This window comes from Labrenzia sp. THAF35 (genome assembly GCF_009363595.1).
Lineage (GTDB): Bacteria > Pseudomonadota > Alphaproteobacteria > Rhizobiales > Stappiaceae > Roseibium > Roseibium algicola.
In genome coordinates this window covers 3,611,667-3,630,703 of record NZ_CP045380.1, presented here as the reverse complement: position 1 = coordinate 3,630,703, position 19,037 = coordinate 3,611,667, and the positions used below count along the sequence as shown (strand labels likewise).

Genomic DNA, 19,037 nt, shown 5'->3' with positions numbered 1-19,037 from the left:
CAGACAAGGTAAGCATGTTCCGTCAAAGGTTTCTCTAAAAGATACGGTATAGCCTATGAACCGCCGCCGGCGCATTTACGAAGGTAAGGGCAAGATCCTTTACGAAGGTCCGGAACCGGGAACCCTGGTTCAGCACTTCAAGGACGACGCGACTGCCTTCAACAACAAGAAACACGAGATTGTTGACGGCAAAGGCGTGCTCAACAACCGGATTTCCGAATATATCTTCAATCATCTGAATGCCATCGGCATCCCGACTCACTTCATTCGCCGCCTCAACATGCGCGAACAGCTGATCCGGGAAGTCGAGATCATTCCGCTGGAAGTGGTCGTGCGCAACGTCGCCGCCGGTTCCATCGCTACCCGTCTGGGCCTGGAAGAAGGCACGCAGCTGCCGCGCTCCATCATCGAGTTCTATTACAAGAACGATGAGCTCAACGACCCGATGGTCGCCGAAGAACACATCACCGCCTTTGGCTGGGCCACCCCGCAGGAACTGGACGACATGATGGCGCTTGCCATTCGCGTCAACGATTTCCTGTGCGGCCTGTTCCTGGGCGTCGGCATCCGTCTTGTCGATTTCAAGATCGAATGTGGCCGTCTGTTCGAAGGCGACATGATGCGCATCGTCGTCGCCGACGAGATTTCCCCGGACAGCTGCCGCCTGTGGGACATCGAGACCAACGACAAGATGGACAAGGACCGCTTCCGCCGCGACATGGGCGGCATGCTGGAAGCCTATCAGGAAGTTGCCAAGCGGCTGGGGATCATGATCACCAGCGAGCGTCCGGCGGGCTCCGGACCGACCCTGGTCAAGTAAGACGCGCTGCTGATGCAGTATTGACACAGGCCGGCGCAATCGCCGCTAACGGCCCTAACGTCAGTATTGCAACCAAAGGTATTGCAAACTATGACGCCCCCTTGTTCAACGAGGGGGCGTTATGTCTTTTAGATTTTCTTTCATTTTCAAAGCCGTATCGATTGCACTTCTGTGCGGCTTTCTTGCAGCCTGTCAAACCACGGGCCTGAAGCCCGGCAGCATATCCTCCAGCTTTGCACCCAAGGGTTGGACCAGCAAGCAGAACGGCAACAAGGCCGTCTATGTTTGTCTGCCATCCACCTGCAAATCGCCTGAAGTTGTCGTTGTGGGTCCGATCGAGGTCAAGGGCGACACGGAATCGGCCATCCGGCAAAACCTGATCTCTGCCGAATTGATGAATGCCGTCGGCAACATTGCGAACGTGGCCTCGAAGGGGCAGGTCCGTCTCAAAACCAATCGCCGTGTCGTCACCAAATCCTATTCCGGCTTCGACATGACTGCCAGGTACCGGACGGACAAAGGCAACGTCTATGTTGCCGCACGCATCATCATTCAAAACGACCGCGGCAGCACCGTTGCCTCCTTTGCGACATCAAGCTCCAGGGCAAAGACAAATCTCGACCGCTTCCTGAAGCAGACAACGATCAAACGCCTGCCGTAAATCGCAGGTTTTCTGCACACAGGCCTTTCGCAAATGGGGCTCCTCGTGTATGGGGAGCCCCAAAGTCATTCAACTGCAGAATCTGCAGTCTGCTGCGGGGATCCCAATCATGAAAGCACGTGTGATCGTCACCCTGAAAAACGGTGTTCTCGATCCTCAGGGAAAAGCCATCGAAGGCGCGCTCGGCGGCCTCGGCTTCGGCGACGTCGGCTCTGTTCGTCAGGGCAAGGTGTTCGATGTCGAACTGACCGGCACCGACAAGGAAGCCGCCAAGGCTGAACTGGAGCAGATGTGCGAAAAGCTGCTCGCCAACACCGTCATCGAGAACTACGCGATCGAGATCGCCTGACCGAAACTTCGACACCGGGGCACCACCGATGGATGACGATACCCGCACGGCCCTGATCTTCATGGCCACCAAAGCGGCGATATTCATCCTGGTGCCCGCAATCGCGGCCCTGGTTGCCGTACTTGTTCTGCTCTGAACCGACTGGATTGCCCACATGAAAACCGCAGTCATCGTTTTCCCCGGCTCCAACCGCGACCGTGACATGTTCCACGCCCTGGAACTGATCACCGGCACCAGGCCGCAGAGCGTCTGGCACACGGAAAGCACCCTGCCGGATGTGGATCTTGTGGTTGTTCCCGGCGGCTTTTCCTACGGCGACTATCTGCGCTCCGGTGCAATTGCAGCCCGCTCCCCGATCCTCAAGGACCTTGTTGCCAAGGCCGACAGCGGCGTCGCCGTACTCGGCGTTTGCAACGGCTTCCAGATCCTGACCGAGGCAGGCCTGCTTCCCGGCGCCCTGATGCGCAACGCCGGCCTCACCTTCGTCTGTCGCGAAGTCCTGATGGAAACGGTCAACACCGCGACGAGGTTTTCCTCGAAGTTCGAAAAAGGTCAGGTCTGGCGTTGCCCGGTTGCCCATCACGACGGCAACTACTTCGCCGACGCTGACACGCTGAAGCAGATCGAAGACAACGGCCAGGTCGTTTTCCGCTATGCGGGCGACACCAACCCGAACGGCTCCATCAACAACATTGCCGGCATCATGAATGCCAAAGGCAACGTTCTGGGCATGATGCCGCACCCGGAAAACCTGATCGAGCCGCTCAATGGCGGCCTCGACGGGCGCCTCCTGTTCGAAAGCCTGCTGGAAGCAGCCTGAAGCCATCCGGGAGGCGGACATGACGGACCTGACACTCGACAAGGACGCCAGAACCCGCCTCGCCTCCGAGATCAAGCATTATCTCGAAACAGACCTGGACATCGACATCGGCAACATGGATGCCGAATTGCTGATCGATTTCCTGACACCATCCCTCGGGGCCAGGTTCTACAACCTCGGCCTCAAGGACGCCCAGGCGCTGCTTGCCCGCAAGGTCGACGACATCAACGACGAACTCTACGCCCTGGAAAAACCGGTTCAGGATCGCGGTTGAGCTGCACTGGGCGACGTGGCGTTGGTTCGTACCGTCCACATTGATTTCCGCTGCGCCGGGCGCACCCTACCCCCAGCCTCCTTGTCATCCCCGCGAAGGCGGGGATCCAGTAACCGGCTACCTGGACCGCTTTGCCCATCCCTTCAGCCGAAAGCTACTGGATCCCGGTCTTGGCGCTCTGCGCCAAACCGGGATGACAAGCGGGGTTGGGAAAGTCGCAGTTGCCTGACCATCGAAGTGTGAACGCGGTACACTCTCGCGCTCAAATCAGCCTGCGCCTCACGAACCAAGTCCGCCCTCATCTCCCTTGTCATCCCCGCGAAGGCGGGGATCCAGTAACCGGCTGCCTTGGTCACATCGCATAATCTTGCCAGCTCCCGCGACTACTGGATCCCGGTCCTGGCGCTGCGCATCAAACCGGGATGACAAGCGGGGTTGGAAAACTCGCTGTAGCATGACCATCGATGAATGAATGCGGTCCCCACTCGCGCTCCAATCTGCCAGCACCTCACGAACCCGAGCCGCCCTAACCTTCCTTGTCATCCCCGCGAAGGCGGGGATCCAGTAACCGGCTGCCTGGACCGCATTGCCCATTCCTTCTGCCCTGAAAGCGACTGGATCCCGGTCTTGGCGCTCTGCGCCAAACCGGGATGACAAGCGGGTTGGGAAAGTCGCTGTAGCCTGACCATCGATGAGCGAAAGCAGTACCTCCTGCACTCCAATCCGCCAGCACCTCACAAACCCGAGCCGCCCTCCACCTCCCTTGTCATCCCCGCGAAGGCGGGGATCAAGTAACCCACTGCGTCGGTCACATCGCATTATCCTGCCAGCTCCCGCGACTACTGGATCCCGGTCCTGGCGCTTTGCGCCAAACCGGGATGACAAGCGGGTTGGGAAAGTCGCTGTAGCCTGATCATCGATCAGTGAATGCTGTACTCTCGCGCGCCCCAATCAGCCAGCGCTTCACGAACCCAAACTGCCCTAACCTCCCCTGTCATCCCCGCGAAGGCGGGGATCCAGTAACCCACTGCGTCGGTCACATCGCATTATCCTGCCAGCTCCCGCGACTACTGGATCCCGGTCTTGGCGATTTGCGCCAAACCGGGATGACAAAAACGGGGGCTAGTGAGGTTCAGCGAACAGACGGTTCAGGCCGCCTGGCTGCGCTTTTGTTTGGGGGAATAGCCGAAACGGCGGGAGAAGGCCCTGGAAAAGGCCGCCGGACTTGCGAAGCCGCAGAGGCTCGCGACGGCCTTGACCTGCCTGCCGGTTTCCAGCTCCGAGCGGGCAATATCCAACCGCCAGTTCGAGAGATAACCCATGGGTGTCGTCCCGACGAGTTCCTTAAACGTCACTGCGAACTGGGTGCGTGACATGCCGGCGGTTTCGGCCAGTTTTTCCAGCGTCCAGTGTTCTCCGGGCACCTCGTGGATTGCCACCAGAGCGGCTGCGATCCGCGGGTTTGCAAGACCGTTCAGGAGGCCGGTATCGGCCTTGCCTTCTTCCATGGCATGACGCAGCAGACGGATCACCACCACTTCGCACAAACGCTGGAAGGCAGCCTGTCCACCGCACCTGGGCATAGTCGCCTCCTCGATCAGCGGCGTCACGACAGCGGTGAGATATGGATCTTCCGACATCGGCACGGAAATGCAGTCCGGCAAGGCACTGACCAGCTGCCTGCCGACACCTGATATCGTGATCCGGGCAGCGACAAGCGACGTTTCGTCGGGGGCTGCTTCCATACCGGCACGCACGGCAGATCCGTCCCGCTCCGGGCAGAAAACCAGTCTCAGCCCTCTCTCAGGACTTTCATAGACCCTCAGGTTGGCATCGCTTTCGCTCCCGTCCGCTGCCAGTGAAATGTCAACCTGAACGCGGAGCCGGTCGATGAGCGAAGACAGCCGGTCCAGCCTTCCATTAAAGGACGTGCGATATGGGACCGACATTTCCGTACTCCTGAGCATATTTTTTGAATGTTTATAGCGCTTGCGTTCACTACCTTACAGCCATCCGCAGGGAAATGTGAAGCCTTGCCTAGCCAAATGAGGAAAACATGCTCGTTCCACGCCAACCGGTACCCGGCCTCACGGTCGAAACCCTGAGCTCAGGCACCTTTGATCTGTCCAAGGATAACGCCGACTTTGCAACGCTGGTAGTGTTCTACCGCGGCCTTCATTGTCCGATCTGCGCCACTTACCTTAAGGAACTCGGCCGTCTGACCGCCGACTTCGCGGCCAAGGGCGTCAAGACGATCGCTATTTCGTCGGACGACAAGGACCGTACGGAAAAGATGGCGGAAAAGGTCGGTCACGCAGATCTGCGCTTTGGCTACGGCCTGCCGCTGAGTGTTGCGAGGGAATGGGGACTTTATGTTTCAACCAGCCGCGGCACCACCTCGATCGGCATCGAGGAGCCTGCGCTGTTTTCCGAACCGGGCGTCTTTCTTGTCAGACCGGACGGCACGCTCTATTTCGCCTCCGTCCAGACAATGCCTTTCGTGCGTCCGCACTTCCAGGAAATGGTCGGTGCACTCGATTTCGTTCAAAAGAACGACTATCCGGCACGCGGCGAATATACCGGTGCAGTCTGACGGCACCTTGATACGGAATTGAAAACAAGGATGCCGGACACGGGCTGCATCGTGTCCGGCATCAAAAAAGACTCGCCAGGGGTAGCAGGTCCTTGTTTGGGGGGATCGCCAAAGATCTCCGCATCAATACCGGCCCTTGCGCCGGCTTTCGGTATCCCAGAAGGGGCGCATTGCCTCGGCAAGCGCAGCTTCCCGGGTCAGTCCGAGGTCCTCAAGGGCCGCGTCTGACAATTCCAGAAGTTCCAGGCGGGTCCGGCGCCTGACAAACCAATCCTTCAGATAGCTGAAAGCCGTTTTGGTAAAACCGCCGGGAATCCGGAGCCGCGATATCGGGCGCCCGGATATTGTTTCGATTGAACTCATTTGAGACATCTCCAGGGTGACAATTGCATCAATTGGGCGCATTGTTGCGCTACAATCATATGAATTGACTCCATTCGGGATGCAATATATTAAATTGTCACCATGACAAATTGGCACCCAGAGATTCCCGAGGGCCAAGGGCCCCTCTACATCCGCCTGGCAGACCGCATCGCCGAGGATATTGCCACTGGCGCGCTTGGTGCCGGTTCCAAACTGCCGCCGCAGCGCGACCTTGCGTATGATCTGGGTGTCACTGTCGGCACCATAGGACGCGCCTACGCCCTGATCCGACAGCGTGGCCTCGTCAGCGGCGAAGTCGGGCGCGGCACATTCGTGCTCGGCAGCACCTATGAACCGTCACTCGAAGAAGACACCAAACCGGACCTTGACCGGCCGACACAGCAGACCAACGGCTCCGCCGCGCATGACATGTCCGCCTCTTCGTGGACCCAGGGCGCGATGCACATGCCTAAGGATGTCGCCTTTGGCGGCACCAGGGTCATGGTGCCTTCGCCGGAGGCAATCCGCTTCGACAGCACATCCGCTCCCGAGATCGGCCAGGCCGGCGTCATCGGAAGGCTGACGGCAGACATCACCCGTGATGCCCCTTACGAAATTGCCAGCTACACCCGCTCCGTGCCGGAAAGCTGGCGCCAGGCCGGGCGGATCTGGCTGTCCCGTGCCGGCTGGCAGCCACCGGAAGGCAGCATCGTGCCGACGACGGGCGCCCAGGCGGCAATCATGGCAATCATCGCGGCAACGACCGCACCTGGCGATCAGGTCGCCTTCGAGGAACTGACCTACAGCTCGATCGCCCGTGGCGCGGCTCTCTCCGGCCGCAGGCCGGTGCAGATCGCGCGGGACGACGAAGGTCCCCTGCCCGAAGATCTCGCGAGGGTCTGCGCACAGAAACACCCGAAGCTGCTGTTCGTGATGCCGACCATGCATAATCCGACCCTCGGCATGATGGGTGAACAGCGTCGTGCGGACATTGTAACCATCGCCCGCCAGTACAATCTCTGGATCATCGAGGACGAGGTCTACGGTTCCTTGCGCGAAACCTCGCCGCCCCCGCTTGCCGCACTGGCACCGGAGCGTACCTTTCATGTCGGCTCGCTGTCCAAGTCCGTGACAGCAGGCGTGCGCGGTGGCTGGGTTTCCAGCCCGCTGTCTCATGCACAGCGGATCTACACCGCCCACAAGATGCTGACCGGCGGCATATCCTTTCTCCTGTCGGAACTGTCATCCCGGCTGGTTCTGTCCGGCGCTGCCGACGAATTCCGCCAGAAAATCCTCGCGGAAGTCTCCGCCCGTTTCGAACTGGTACAGAAATATCTCGGCGCTTACGACATGTTTGCCGCCGCCGACGCGCCGTTTCTCTGGCTGAAGCTTCCCGAACCCTGGCTCTCCGGCACTTTCAAGGCGGCGGCCGCTGCCGCCAATGTGCTGATTGACGATGAAGACGAGTTCAAGACCGGCCGATCCGGCAAGGTCTATCACCGCGTTCGCATCGGCATCACCAACCCGATGACCCGGCAGGAAACCGCGAAGGGTCTGCTGATCCTGCAAAATTTGCTGGAGGACAGCGGCGCCTGCTACGACAGTTTCGAATAGCGACCCTCTGAAGGCGGAGAAACATGTCTGAAACCAGCTTGCTCTTCTTGATCCTGCCAGCCTTCGCAGTCGTCTTCGCCCTGTTCTGGTCCGTGATCGTCTTTGTCATTGCCCATACAGGCGGCTGGGCGGGACTGGCAAAAGCCTACCCGGCCAGCCAGAAGCCGGAAGGCCGCACCTGGAGCTGGCGCACCATCCGCTTCGGTCTCTTCGGCAACTACCGCAACAGCGTGGATGTGACCCTGTCCGATGGTGGGCTCCACATGTACCCGATCTTTGTCTTCAGGATCGGCCACAAGCCGATACTCATCCCCTGGACCGCAGTCTCGGACGCATATCGCCGCGATCTCTGGTTTGCGCCAACGCTGACACTTTCAGTTCCTGTGACGGGAAACGACAATGAAAGACGGGTGTCCTTTTACGGTGCGGAGTTGGTCGAGGCGATCGAGGACTGTCTGAGGCGCAATGGCAACGGCAACGCTCTCCGCAGGTAAGCAAACCGCCGGTTTGCCTGCCTCGCACCGTTTGATACCGGAAACACGTTTTCCTTGTCCTGCACCGGCGCTGCTGACAATGTGAACCGACTACCGGGAGGTTGTGATGACAGGGTCTGTGCCTTTGTGGGTGAAACTGGCCGGCGTGGCAGCGGCTGTCTATTGCATTGCCGTCTTCGGAACCGTCTACCGCTACAATCAGTCCATCCTGGAAAGCGCCAGCTTCGCCGAAATCACCGGCGGTGGCTTCATCTACAACTACCGCATCGCCGACATTCGGGCGGGCATAACGGTTGGCCTCGTGAAACCCCTGCCCCTTGGCACCCGGCTCATTGCCGAATTTGAAAGCCCGCAAGGTGGCAAGATCGAGGTCGAAAAGGCCGTTTCCCACGCCAAGCGGAACTACAGCTTCGAAACACCGTCCCTCAGAGATGTTGAAGCCGAACGCACCTATGCGGCAGTTCTTCATGTCATCGACGCAAAGACGGGCGAGGAAATAGAGCGCCACGAAAAGGGTCTTAAATCCAGTGTCGCGCCGAAGGCGATGCCGTCAAAACCGCTAACCATCGGCCCCGGTTATCACGTCAATCCGGATATCCAGCCGGCGCCAAAGGGCTAGACCGGTAGCCGCCATGGTAAGTCCTTTTGCTATCGCGCGAAAAAAGTTTGCGCGGCACTTCTAAAGCCATTGTGCGGTGCAATCCGGCACACCATCTGCCAGCGACGTGTCCTCGGGATCTCCAAAATGACTGTCTTTGAAATTGCGCTCGGCCTGGTTCTCCTCGTGGCCGGTGGTGACGTGCTTGTGCGCGGTTCTGTCGGCCTTGCAAAGCGCTTCGGCATCTCCGAACTTCTGATCGGCCTGGTCCTTGTGGGCTTCGGCACGTCGACACCGGAACTGATGACGAGCGTGCTGGCGGCACTCAACGGATCTGCCGGCCTTGCAGTCGGCAACGTCGCCGGCTCGAACATCGCCAATATCCTGCTCATTCTGGGGCTGACAGCCGTCATCTCACCATTGCTGGTCGACCCCAAAGCGTTGCTGCGCGACGGTCCGGCCAACGCTCTGGCAGCTCTCGCTTTCACGGGCCTTGCATTGTCCGGCTTGATTGGACGGGAAGCAGGCCTGGTCCTGATACTCGCACTGGCGGTCTATCTTGTTGTCACCTACCGGATGGAAAAAGGCACGCATACGCCTTCGGCGGAGCTGCACAGGGGGGAAGTCCAGCTGGTCGCTCCCAAAGCCGGACAGCTGAACCTGCTACTCAATCTGGCGATGGCATTTGGCGGACTGGTAATGATCCTGGGCGGAGCACACTTTCTGGTCTCCGGAGCAACCAGCCTTGCGCAGGCTGCGGGCATCAGCGACGCGGTTATCGGCGTCACCATCGTCGCGGTCGGCACGTCCCTGCCTGAGCTGGTCACCTCGGTGATCGCAGCTCTCAAGCGTCAGACAGATATTGCTCTTGGCAACATCCTTGGCTCCAACCTCTTCAATATCCTGGGCATTCTGGGCATTACCGCGGTTATCACCCCCCTCCAGGTCCCGCAGGAAATCATGAGCTTCGACATCTGGGTCTTGTTGGGGGCTACAGTGATCCTTCTGGTCTTTGCCATGACGGGCGGCCGTATCTGTCGGCGCGAGGGCGCCATCATGCTCCTGGCCTATGCCGGCTATACAGGTTACGTCCTCCACAACGCCCTCGGGTGAACTTCCTCAGAAAGGCCGAACCTAGCGCAATGGGGAGATCTTCTCCTGCCAGCCCAAGCCGGCGGAGGCTTTTGCTCCACCGGCCAGAAGGACAACTTCAACGACTGCTTCTGATGGGGACCGCAATCGGGCGGATCGGCGAGCCGGTGGCGCCACGCAGTTTCAGCGGCGAGGTGATGAAGGCAAATTCATGCACCCCGTCCCTTGCCAGGTCTTCCAGCCACAGGAGCTCGATAAACGAGACCCCCTTCTGCGCCAGCAGATAGGAATGAACAGGTGCGAAATTGTCCGGGTTGGTGGACGGGAAACTTTCCAGACCCAGGTTATCCGCGCCCAGCACCATCGCCTTTTGCTCCTCGGCCAGCCACCTTGCGGCATCAAGGCCAAGCCCTGACTGGCTGAACAGCGCCAGTTTCGACCTGTCCGGCCAATGCTGCATCTGGCCGGTACGGATGAGCACCACATCACCTTCCTGCAAGCTGGTTCCCTGCGCATCCAGCGCGGTTTTCAGATCATCCACCGTAATGGCGTAGGACGCCGGCAGCACATCCACACCCTTGGCCCTCGCAACGTCGATCAGCACGCCGCGCGCAATGATGGGTGGATACTTGTCCGCACCGGATTTCGCCCACCCGCGCACACCCTGCGCCTCGTCGGCGCTAACGTTGTTCCAGATTTTCCCGTGAAATCCGAAGTGACTGAGCGTGTCGATATGGGTTCCCGTGTGGGTATTCATCGAAATCGCTTCGCTGGAATGCGAAAGGAGCTCCTTGCTGCCATCCCCGCGCGCCGGCGTATGAAGCATCATCATCTGGTAGGTCGGATCGCCGAAGGCGGCACTGCAACAATCTGGCATGCCGACAAAGAGATCAACACCGAGATCATAAATCTTGCCCGTATCGATGCGCTGCAAGATCTCCAACCGGGAGGCATCGCTCATCATGTTGAGCGTGCCGATCTCGTCTTCCGGTCCCCATGGACTTTCCCCCACCTGATCGCCTGCCGCGAAAACCGGTGAACCGGCAAGGGTCGCGGCCATGAGTGTGGCGGCAAAAAGCTTTCGGGTCTGATTCATCAAGTCTTGCACCAGTGGAATTCCTTCCTCTCAAAACCCCGTGCATGCAGGAACGACCGGCAAGGCGATTCCGTTCGTGGAGGATTGCTCCTCCACGTTTCAGCAGGACGGATTGCCTGACAGGGTTTTCGGTTTTCAGAACAGGCACATTCAAACGCGCCCGGCACGATTAGGACAATTGCCCTAAAATCGAATTAGGACAATCGTCCAAATCTGTCAAGGCCGCACCCAAATGCACTGAAACACCCGCATTGCAGCCATCTCCGCTTTGCCGGTGAGACTTTTACGAACCGGATTTTCCCTTGCTACCGGGCTTGAATTCGAACTTGTGCCGGTTGGAAGGCACTGCGCTGTCAGGTGGAAGAACGTCTGCAAGGCCAATCGCATCGCCCGCGTTCAAATTTGTCGAATTTCTTTGCACCGCAAGGCTCCCAAATTGGGGGACAATCTGCTAAACGGCGGCATCATCGTCTGCCCGTGCCGTCGCGGCCCCACCCATTGGCCAGAAACACTGGCCAAAAACAGTGAAACGTCATGATCCCGAACGACATCAAGATCACGCCCGACCTGATTGCTTCCCACGGTCTGAAGCCGGATGAATATGAGCGCATCCTGGAACTGATCGGCCGCGAGCCGACCTTCACCGAGCTGGGCATCTTTTCAGCCATGTGGAACGAGCACTGCTCGTACAAATCCTCCAAGAAATGGCTGAAGACCCTGCCGACCGAAGGTCCGCGCGTGCTTCAGGGCCCGGGTGAAAACGCGGGTGTGGTCGATATCGGCGATGGCCAGGCCGTGGTCTTCAAGATGGAGAGCCACAACCACCCGTCCTACATCGAGCCTTATCAGGGCGCTGCGACCGGTGTCGGCGGCATCCTGCGTGACGTCTTCACCATGGGCGCGCGACCGGTTGCGGCCATGAATGCCCTGCGCTTCGGCGAACCCGATCATCCGCGTACCCGTCACCTCGTCTCCGGCGTCGTTTCCGGTGTTGGCGGCTACGGCAACTCCTTCGGCGTTCCGACAGTCGGCGGCGAAGTCGAGTTCCATGCCCGCTACAACGGCAACTGCCTGGTCAACGCCTTTGCGGCAGGCCTTGCAAAATCGGATGCGATCTTCCTGGCCAAGGCCGAAGGCGTCGGCCTGCCCGTCGTCTATCTCGGCGCCAAGACCGGCCGTGACGGTGTCGGTGGCGCAACCATGGCTTCGGCGGAGTTCGACGATACGATCGAAGAAAAGCGCCCCACCGTTCAGGTTGGCGATCCCTTCACCGAAAAATGCCTGCTGGAAGCCTGCCTTGAGCTCATGGAAACCGGCGCGGTCATCGCCATCCAGGACATGGGTGCGGCCGGTCTTACCTGTTCTGCCGTCGAGATGGGCGCCAGCGGCGACCTCGGCATCGAGCTGGACCTCGACAAGGTTCCGGTGCGCGAAGAACAGATGAGCGCCTACGAAATGATGCTTTCGGAAAGCCAGGAGCGCATGCTCATGGTTCTGCGTCCGGAAAAGGAACACGAAGCCGAAGCCATCTTCAAGAAATGGGGCCTCGACTTCGCTATCGTCGGCAAGACCACCGACACGCTGCGCTTCATCGTCAAGCACCAGGGCGAAGTCGTCGCCGATCTGCCGATCAAGGAACTCGGTGACGAAGCTCCCGAATATGACCGTCCCTGGGTCGAGCCGAAAAAGCGCCCCGTTCTGTCCGCGTCCGAAATCGAGGAACCGGCGGACTATGCCGAAGCTCTCAAGACCCTGGTCGGCAACGCCAACGGCTCGTCCCGCCGCTGGGTCTATGAACAATACGACACGCTGATCCAGGGCAATTCGGCCGCGACGCCGGGCGGTGATGCCGGTGTCATCCGCGTGGAAGGCACCCGCAAGGGCCTGTCCTTCTCCGTTGACGTGACACCGCGCTATTGCGAGGCGGACCCGTTTGAAGGTGGCAAGCAGGCCGTTGCCGAAGTGTGGCGCAACCTGACCGCCGTCGGCTCCGAACCGCTGGCTGCAACCGACAACCTGAATTTCGGCAACCCGGAAAAGCCTGAAATCATGGGCCAGTTCGTCGGCTGCATCAAAGGCATCGGCGAAGCCTGCCGGGAACTCGAGTTTCCGATCGTTTCCGGCAACGTGTCGCTGTACAACGAGACCCACGGCGAAGCGATCCTGCCGACCCCGGCCATTGGCGGTGTCGGACTGCTTCCGGACGTCACGGTGCGCGCAGGTGCGGCCTTCGTAAACGAAGGTGACGCAATCCTGCTCATCGGTGGCAAGGGCACCCATCTGGGCGCATCCCAGTATCTCGCGGATATTCTGGGTCGTGAGGAAGGCGCTCCGCCGCCGGTCGACCTGGCGGCAGAAAAGCGCCGTGGCACGCTGGTTCGCCAGCTCATCGGCGCGGCCCGTCTGACGGCTGTACACGATATTTCTTCCGGCGGCCTGGGTGTCGCTCTCGCCGAGATGGCGATGTCCAGCGGCATCGGCGCAACGGTCAAGATCGATGGTCCGGCCCATGCCGCGCTCTTCGGTGAAGACCAGGGACGCTACGTCGTCACCGTTTCCCAGGACAAGGTGGAAGCCGTTCTGGAAGACATTCTGGACGGCGGTATCGACGTTCAACAAATCGGCACCACCGGTGGCACGGATTTGACTGTTGAGGGCATTCTCACCATATCCGTTGCAAACTTGAAAAAAGCGCACGAAGATTGGTTCCCGAATTACATGGCAACGGCATAAGCCGTTTGACCTTCAGGAACTTAACAACAGGACGGACGCACGATGCCGATGAACGCAAATGAGATCGAGACCCTGATCAAGGCGGCTTTGCCCGACGCTCAGGTCGAGATCCGGGATTTGGCTGGAGACGGCGATCACTATGCAGCGAATGTTGTCTCGGAATCCTTCCGGGGCAAAAGTCGTGTGCAGCAGCATCAGCTGGTTTACGAGGCACTGAAAGGCAACATGGGCGGCGCTTTGCACGCCCTCGCCCTTCAGACCAAGGCACCGGATTGAGTTGACACATTGCCGCGCAGGCTGCGCGAGCACTTGAATCTGCCGCCGGATCTCGCCAGATAGGCGGCAAAGAGACAAAGGACGGACCCATGAGCATCCAGGACTGGATCAAGAACGAAGTCGACACCAACGACGTTGTGCTTTTCATGAAAGGCACGCCGAACTTCCCGCAGTGCGGTTTTTCCGGTCAGGTCGTACAGATCCTTGACTATGTTGGCGCTCCTTACAAAGGCATCAACGTTCTGGAAGACGACGATCTGCGCCAGGGCATCAAGGAATTCACCAACTGGCCGACCATTCCGCAGCTTTACGTGAAGGGTGAATTCGTCGGCGGCTGTGACATCATCCGCGAAATGTTCCAGAATCAGGAACTGCAGGGCCTTCTCACCGAAAAAGGCATCGAGACCACTCAGCAGACCGCCTGAGCCGGCTGCAAGTTCCGATCGAGGCTTTCAAGGGGCGGTTCTACCGCCCCTTTTTCGTGTCTCAGAGGGTTCCCGCACTGGTGATAATCCGGAAATGGAGCGCCGGGCTGCGGCATGAAACGACCGGGATCCCTGACCGCAGGTGGCTCTCCGATCCCGGCTCGCGCTTCGCTTGTCCGGGATGACGATGGTGAGGGAGAGAGCCGGGCGACGGTTCAAGATGCGCTTTTTGGCGTGTTGAGTTGCGCCTCACCTTCCCGTCATTCCGGACAAGTGAGGCAACGCCGAACGCCGATCCGGAATCCAGACATATTTCGCGCCCGAGGCGCGGCCTTCCATTGAAATAAAGAGTTCGCTTTGCTCACGATGACATCTGGTTTCCGGATCGGCGCGCAGCTTCGCCGGACTTGTCCGGAATGACGGGTGCCATAAGGCACTCCGGAACCATTCGCCGGGTAAATCATAATGATGCCAATCGGGCTCAAACCCCGTCAAAACCACTTGGACTTGCACTTTATCCAATGTTAACCGGAATCGGTTGCGGTCGAATGCAGGCGCCATCTCGGCAAAAATTGCCGAATCACCTAAGCTGAACGCAAGGTGAATGCGGATTTCAGGGTGAGTACAGGTGCGTTCCGCCATTCTCCGACCATATCGCAGGGCTCCATCAAACAACGGAGCCGGGAAATGGGACCGGGGACAATGAACAAGATTGCAGTTGCTGCCACCTCCACTTTCGTTCTGGCACTTGTCGGAGCCGGAATCGTCATGTCCGGTGGCGTAAAGACCGACGGCGAACTGCGCCGCGTCGACTGCCAGGCGCTCACCATGTTCACACCAGCCAAAGCCAAGAGCGCCGAAGAACTTTGCGCCAACTACGGCGGTGTTGCACTGAAGGATGCCGAGCCCAGCAAGGAAGGCCTCGTAATCCTTGTCCGCAACCAGCCGATGGGCGGATTTGACGGAGAACACACCGTCCGCTGAATTCAGGCGCGCTTCAGGCTGAGCGTTCACTCGCTCAGCACTTGGCAGATGGTGACAGGCATCCCCTGAAACGTTGCGGCTTCCCGAAAAGATCTTCGAAACAAGAGCGGCAAAGGTCTTTGCAAGCTGGCCGACTTGAGGAATTCAGGTCTTTTGCTCAGTCATCCAACGTCGTAACCGCATGCGCTGCCACAGGCCCGGCGACATTGTGCAGGTCGACCGATCCGAGCGGGATCGAAGGCAGCCCTGCTTCCAGGGCCACTTCCGCCGTCGCAACGATCTCCTGCCCGATAACCTTGCCGTAATCCCCAAGTCGCGCCGCGATGTTGGCTGCATGGCCGATCACCGTGAAATCAAGCCGTTCCCTTGACCCGACATTGCCGTAGGTGACCTCACCAAAGGCGATGCCGATGGCACAGTGCATGGAGATGCCCTTTGTGTCCGGGTCTGGCACCTTCAGACGGCGAACGATCTCCTCGGCACTGGCAACTGCTTGCCGGCAGGCCTCTTCCAGGCCGACGCCCGCAGGGAAAATCGCCAGCACTGCGTCGCCAATGAACTTCAGGACCTCGCCTTCATGCGCGTTGACGATATCGGTCGTGACCTCGAAGAACCGGTTGAGTTCACCGACATAGGCTTGCCGGCCAAGCTCCGTTTCGAGCCTGGTGGAATGCCTGAGGTCGCAGAACAGGATCGCCGCGTCGATGACATCACCGTCCCCACGCCGGATATCGCCGCCTAGAACCCGCGCGCCCGTCCGCTTGCCCAGATAGGTTTCCAGAAGGGACGTCGCATTGGAGGTCAGCGCAAACACCTCGAAAAGCCGGCTGATAAGGGCCGAACATTCGAACACCAGTCCGAGGTTTGCCGTGGTGAAACCGGCAGGATGATCCGAAGCGAGGGTCATCACATTGATCCGCCCGTCGGAAAAAGGCAGCGGCATGGCGACATAGTCGGTAACGCCCTGCTGCCTCAGGTCTTCCATGATCGGGAAATTGAACTCGTCGGGGTTCGAATCGATCTTTTGCCGAATGCCTCCCAAACCGTCGGCCACATGTTGAAGCGGGCTCAGGCGAAAGGCCGGGCTCTCCAGTGTCTCGTAGGACGGAGCAAAGCTCTGCACGGTATCGTCGTCGCGCGTCCACACATAATGACGGCCGGCAATCATCGGGTGCAGTGACCATATCAGGATGCTGATTCGGCAGACGGCTATCCCGTCCTCCACCAGTTTCCGGCCAAGGGCGGCTGTTAGTTCTTCCGGCGTTTTCGCGGCCCAGGCTTCGCGCAGCAGCCAATCGACTGTCGGCCCTGTGATGTTCCCGACAGGCAGCGGATCAATCGGGGCGCCCTGAAAATCGACCCGGCTCGCCACACCCGGCATGAAGGCCACAAGTCCATCAACAGCCTTACCTTCCGGCAACGCATTGAGATAACTCCAGGCGCCGTTCTCCAGCGTTTCATTGCCGACACGGACGTGGCTGTAGCTAGCCGTTCCCTTGAACGGGCAGAAGGTTCTGCGCTCCGGAGCCGGTTCGAGGTCTGCCAGAACGTCGTCGCGCGGGAAATAGATCGCAGGTGCAAGCCGGGTTTCATACATCACCCGCGCCTTTGAAGACCGCGCCAGCAACTGGTCCCCCCGCCAGGCCGTCACTTCGCCGGCAAGCGGTTCCACAAGGATCCCGTAGTCGTTCGAGGTTTGCTGCGCGTGCACGGTCATGAAAAAAGAGATATGGAACACATGGCGAGCTGTCCAGTGCACATGCATGCGCCCCCTCTGCTCACACCTGTGTGGCGCGCCCCAGTCGCCGACACTTGCAAAAAACGCATAGGTGGTACCCGGGGCAGACTTCGTGGCAAGCCACGGTTTGACCTCAATTCGCGATTACGCGCTTGTGAGCAGCCAAGGTATGGAAATTGAGACCCCTGTCGGGTACTGAGATTGAATGCGCAACGTCTTGATCACATTGTTGATCTGCTTTTTTGCCGGGGTCACAACCGCCGCAGCCTACACGCATGTTCCAAAGAGCATTCGCGCTCTGGAACGCTCGATGGCGGTGGAAACGGACCTGGCCGCAAAGACGGTGCAATTTACCGCGCATCATGCCCAATGTTGCCAACCGGACAGCCAGACCGGAAAAACCACCAAACCCTTCGGGTGCGGCCCGGATTGCCTGTCTCATTTCTCCGTTGTGGCACTGCAATTCCAATCCGCGGTGACCGGGCCGGAAACCACGTCACCTCCCGTCCTGACGGACGCTCTGCCGTACGCGGAAGATCAACCTCCCATTAAAGGCTGACAATCCAACGGAACACAAAGTTCCGGCTTAGCCAACACTATTGGAAGGTTGAACGACATCTTGCCGGGGCACAATTGACCGGCATGAGAACAGTTCGCCTGAAAGACAGGAAAAAATCATGAGTCTTCAGGAAAACGGTACACAGGCATCCTATGCCGCGCCTGCATTTCGAATTCGGAAAAATCTGAACAGGAACAATCTCTTCATGTTCGGCTGCTGCCTGCTGATGGCGGTGGTGACTGGTCTGCTGATCGTTTCCGCACCGACCGGACTGACGGCTGGTGAAGCGTTGCTGCTGGCCGTGCCGATGTTCGGCTGCGTCGCCATGCATGTGATTCTGCATCGTGTCATGGGCAAGCCGTGCCATGCGCACGCACGAAAGGAGGCCGATCATGTCTAGAAGACCATTCGCTTTTGCACTTGCCGGTGGGTTCCTGGCCTTGTCCTCGGTCGCCTGGGCTGCGGAAGACAACACCATCACGGTCTACAAGTCACCCTGGTGCGGTTGTTGCGAGCTGTGGACCGAGGCCGTCGAGGCTGCCGGCTACAAGGTCGCCGTTCACGATATGGAAGACCTGAGCTCCATCAAGGCGCAGGCAGGCATTCCGGATGACATGCAGGCCTGCCACACGGCGGTGACCGGCGGTGACCGGAAATACATCATCGAAGGACACGTGCCGCTGGAAGCGGTTGAAAAAATGCTGTCGGAGCGTCCGGACATTCGCGGTATCGCGGTTCCGGGCATGCCCCAGGGGTCGCTCGGCATGGGCGACGACCCGACGGCGCAATACACGGTTTACACCCTCGGCCAGAATCCGGCCGATCCTCCCGTCCCTTATCTAGAAACAGGCCAGTAGCCTTCAAATGACGAACCTTACAAGAAGATCATTTCTTGCCGGGTCGGCGAGCCTTACAGGGCTCGCCGTCAGCGGCTGTATGACGACCGCTCCCCAGCAGCCACTTGCCCCCTGGCAGGATCCGTCCGTCCTTGCCATGTACCGTGCGATGCCGGAAGAGCAGTTTCCGATCCCGGCTCCGGATTTGAAGAAGGTACCGGAACGCTACTACCGCAAACAGGTCGATTATCAGACCAGCGAGAAGGTCGGTACGCTGGTCGTCGATACCAGCAACTACTACCTCTACCTCGTCCAGGAAAACGGCAAGGCGATGCGCTACGGCGTCGGCCTGGGTCGTGCCGGGTTCGAATGGTCCGGCCGTGCGCGGATCGCCCGCAAGGCCGCCTGGCCCAAATGGACACCGCCGGAAGAGATGATCCAGCGGCAGCCGGAACTGGAAAAATGGAGCTGGCGTAACGGCGGCATGCCCCCGGGCATCGAAAACCCGCTGGGTGCAAGAGCGCTCTACATCTTCCAGGGCAACAAGGATACGCTCTACCGTATCCACGGCACGGGCGAATACTGGACCATCGGTTCTGCCGTTTCCAGTGGTTGTGTCCGCCTGATCAACCAGGACGTCATCGATCTTTACAGCCGGGTTGCTGACGGATCCCAGATCGTCGTTTTGTAAGGTTCAAGACACGCTTGCGGA

24 protein-coding genes are annotated in these 19,037 nt (G+C 59.3%); 19 read left to right on the top strand and 5 right to left on the bottom strand.

The genetic code is table 11. From position 1 onward, the window contains the following. Window positions 1–55 precede the first annotated feature (55 nt). The 6 genes from purC to FIU93_RS16580 all read left to right on the top strand — a co-directional run bounded on the left by purC (window position 56) and on the right by FIU93_RS16580 (window position 2,924). The gene (gene purC / locus FIU93_RS16605; protein WP_006932454.1) at window positions 56–820 is read left to right on the top strand and encodes a phosphoribosylaminoimidazolesuccinocarboxamide synthase; all 765 of its coding nucleotides are present in this window, start codon (window positions 56–58) and stop codon (window positions 818–820) included. 121 nt (window positions 821–941) lie between these two features. Beyond that, the gene (locus FIU93_RS16600; RefSeq protein WP_152506209.1) at window positions 942–1,481 is read left to right on the top strand and encodes a hypothetical protein; all 540 of its coding nucleotides are present in this window, start codon (window positions 942–944) and stop codon (window positions 1,479–1,481) included. Window positions 1,482–1,587: 106 nt separating this feature from the next. Beyond that, window positions 1,588–1,830 (top strand): phosphoribosylformylglycinamidine synthase subunit PurS, encoded by a 243-nt coding sequence (purS, locus tag FIU93_RS16595; protein WP_031269246.1) that lies wholly within the window; start codon window positions 1,588–1,590, stop codon window positions 1,828–1,830. 28 nt (window positions 1,831–1,858) lie between these two features. After that, window positions 1,859–1,966, top strand: coding sequence for a phosphoribosylformylglycinamidine synthase-associated small membrane protein (locus FIU93_RS31715; protein ID WP_152506208.1), 108 nt, complete (start codon window positions 1,859–1,861; stop codon window positions 1,964–1,966). Between the two features lie 18 nt (window positions 1,967–1,984). Continuing rightward, window positions 1,985–2,650: a phosphoribosylformylglycinamidine synthase subunit PurQ gene (gene purQ / locus FIU93_RS16585; RefSeq protein WP_023000880.1), complete on the top strand. Its 666-nt coding sequence runs from the start codon at window positions 1,985–1,987 to the stop codon at window positions 2,648–2,650. Window positions 2,651–2,669: 19 nt separating this feature from the next. Then, window positions 2,670–2,924: a DUF2164 domain-containing protein gene (locus tag FIU93_RS16580; protein WP_006932460.1), complete on the top strand. Its 255-nt coding sequence runs from the start codon at window positions 2,670–2,672 to the stop codon at window positions 2,922–2,924. 1,148 nt (window positions 2,925–4,072) lie between these two features. Here FIU93_RS16580 and FIU93_RS16575 read toward each other — a convergent pair. Next, complete coding sequence (locus tag FIU93_RS16575) at window positions 4,073–4,873, bottom strand: AraC family transcriptional regulator (RefSeq protein ID WP_152506207.1); 801 nt, start codon at window positions 4,871–4,873, stop codon at window positions 4,073–4,075. Between the two features lie 107 nt (window positions 4,874–4,980). Between FIU93_RS16575 and FIU93_RS16570 the strand changes: the two genes are divergently transcribed. Beyond that, window positions 4,981–5,517, top strand: coding sequence for a peroxiredoxin-like family protein (locus FIU93_RS16570; protein WP_152506206.1), 537 nt, complete (start codon window positions 4,981–4,983; stop codon window positions 5,515–5,517). 123 nt (window positions 5,518–5,640) lie between these two features. On the opposite strand, the gene FIU93_RS16565 is transcribed toward FIU93_RS16570, so the two are convergent. Then, complete coding sequence (locus FIU93_RS16565) at window positions 5,641–5,880, bottom strand: DUF1127 domain-containing protein (protein ID WP_208992478.1); 240 nt, start codon at window positions 5,878–5,880, stop codon at window positions 5,641–5,643. A 102-nt stretch (window positions 5,881–5,982) separates the two neighbouring features. Between FIU93_RS16565 and FIU93_RS16560 the strand changes: the two genes are divergently transcribed. From FIU93_RS16560 to FIU93_RS16545, 4 genes are all read left to right on the top strand, one after another. Then, window positions 5,983–7,494 carry a PLP-dependent aminotransferase family protein gene (locus FIU93_RS16560; protein WP_077292545.1) on the top strand — a complete coding sequence of 504 codons (1,512 nt, stop codon included), beginning with the start codon at window positions 5,983–5,985 and terminating at the stop codon, window positions 7,492–7,494. A gap of 23 nt (window positions 7,495–7,517) precedes the next feature. After that, window positions 7,518–7,988 carry a hypothetical protein gene (locus tag FIU93_RS16555; RefSeq protein ID WP_152506205.1) on the top strand — a complete coding sequence of 157 codons (471 nt, stop codon included), beginning with the start codon at window positions 7,518–7,520 and terminating at the stop codon, window positions 7,986–7,988. Between the two features lie 106 nt (window positions 7,989–8,094). Continuing rightward, window positions 8,095–8,607: a hypothetical protein gene (locus FIU93_RS16550; protein WP_152506204.1), complete on the top strand. Its 513-nt coding sequence runs from the start codon at window positions 8,095–8,097 to the stop codon at window positions 8,605–8,607. Between the two features lie 126 nt (window positions 8,608–8,733). Beyond that, window positions 8,734–9,699, top strand: a complete 966-nt coding sequence (locus FIU93_RS16545; protein ID WP_023000873.1) for a calcium/sodium antiporter — start codon at window positions 8,734–8,736, stop codon at window positions 9,697–9,699. A 97-nt stretch (window positions 9,700–9,796) separates the two neighbouring features. Here the strand turns inward: FIU93_RS16545 and FIU93_RS16540 are convergent, their stop codons facing one another. Further along, complete coding sequence (locus FIU93_RS16540) at window positions 9,797–10,774, bottom strand: cyclase family protein (RefSeq protein ID WP_152506203.1); 978 nt, start codon at window positions 10,772–10,774, stop codon at window positions 9,797–9,799. 534 nt (window positions 10,775–11,308) lie between these two features. Between FIU93_RS16540 and purL the strand changes: the two genes are divergently transcribed. The 3 genes from purL to grxD all read left to right on the top strand — a co-directional run bounded on the left by purL (window position 11,309) and on the right by grxD (window position 14,208). Next, window positions 11,309–13,507, top strand: a complete 2,199-nt coding sequence (gene purL, locus FIU93_RS16535) for a phosphoribosylformylglycinamidine synthase subunit PurL (RefSeq protein WP_055655071.1) — start codon at window positions 11,309–11,311, stop codon at window positions 13,505–13,507. 42 nt (window positions 13,508–13,549) lie between these two features. Further along, window positions 13,550–13,783: a BolA family transcriptional regulator gene (locus FIU93_RS16530; RefSeq protein WP_006932469.1), complete on the top strand. Its 234-nt coding sequence runs from the start codon at window positions 13,550–13,552 to the stop codon at window positions 13,781–13,783. Between the two features lie 89 nt (window positions 13,784–13,872). Continuing rightward, the gene (gene grxD, locus FIU93_RS16525) at window positions 13,873–14,208 is read left to right on the top strand and encodes a Grx4 family monothiol glutaredoxin (RefSeq protein ID WP_023000869.1); all 336 of its coding nucleotides are present in this window, start codon (window positions 13,873–13,875) and stop codon (window positions 14,206–14,208) included. Window positions 14,209–14,457: 249 nt separating this feature from the next. On the opposite strand, the gene FIU93_RS16520 is transcribed toward grxD, so the two are convergent. Further along, entirely contained in the window at window positions 14,458–14,850 is a 393-nt protein-coding gene (locus FIU93_RS16520; RefSeq protein WP_152506202.1) for a hypothetical protein, read from the bottom strand. 60 nt (window positions 14,851–14,910) lie between these two features. Between FIU93_RS16520 and FIU93_RS16515 the strand changes: the two genes are divergently transcribed. Next, a complete protein-coding gene (locus FIU93_RS16515) occupies window positions 14,911–15,192 on the top strand; it encodes a hypothetical protein (RefSeq protein ID WP_023000868.1) in 282 nt (93 codons plus the stop codon). A gap of 157 nt (window positions 15,193–15,349) precedes the next feature. Here the strand turns inward: FIU93_RS16515 and FIU93_RS16510 are convergent, their stop codons facing one another. Further along, a complete protein-coding gene (locus tag FIU93_RS16510) occupies window positions 15,350–16,930 on the bottom strand; it encodes a DUF427 domain-containing protein (protein WP_209010145.1) in 1,581 nt (526 codons plus the stop codon). A 205-nt stretch (window positions 16,931–17,135) separates the two neighbouring features. Here FIU93_RS16510 and FIU93_RS16505 point away from each other — a divergent pair, with 205 nt between their 5' ends. From FIU93_RS16505 to FIU93_RS16490, 4 genes are all read left to right on the top strand, one after another. Then, on the top strand, window positions 17,136–17,489 hold the full coding sequence (locus tag FIU93_RS16505; RefSeq protein ID WP_077292539.1) for a hypothetical protein: 354 nt from the start codon (window positions 17,136–17,138) through the stop codon (window positions 17,487–17,489). 118 nt (window positions 17,490–17,607) lie between these two features. After that, on the top strand, window positions 17,608–17,889 hold the full coding sequence (locus FIU93_RS16500) for a hypothetical protein (protein WP_055655077.1): 282 nt from the start codon (window positions 17,608–17,610) through the stop codon (window positions 17,887–17,889). Then, the gene (locus FIU93_RS16495) at window positions 17,882–18,346 is read left to right on the top strand and encodes a DUF411 domain-containing protein (RefSeq protein WP_055655078.1); all 465 of its coding nucleotides are present in this window, start codon (window positions 17,882–17,884) and stop codon (window positions 18,344–18,346) included. Before FIU93_RS16500 ends, FIU93_RS16495 begins: the two co-directional genes overlap by 8 nt. Window positions 18,347–18,353: 7 nt before the next feature. Then, window positions 18,354–19,016, top strand: coding sequence for a L,D-transpeptidase (locus FIU93_RS16490; RefSeq protein WP_062488371.1), 663 nt, complete (start codon window positions 18,354–18,356; stop codon window positions 19,014–19,016). Window positions 19,017–19,037 lie beyond the last annotated feature (21 nt).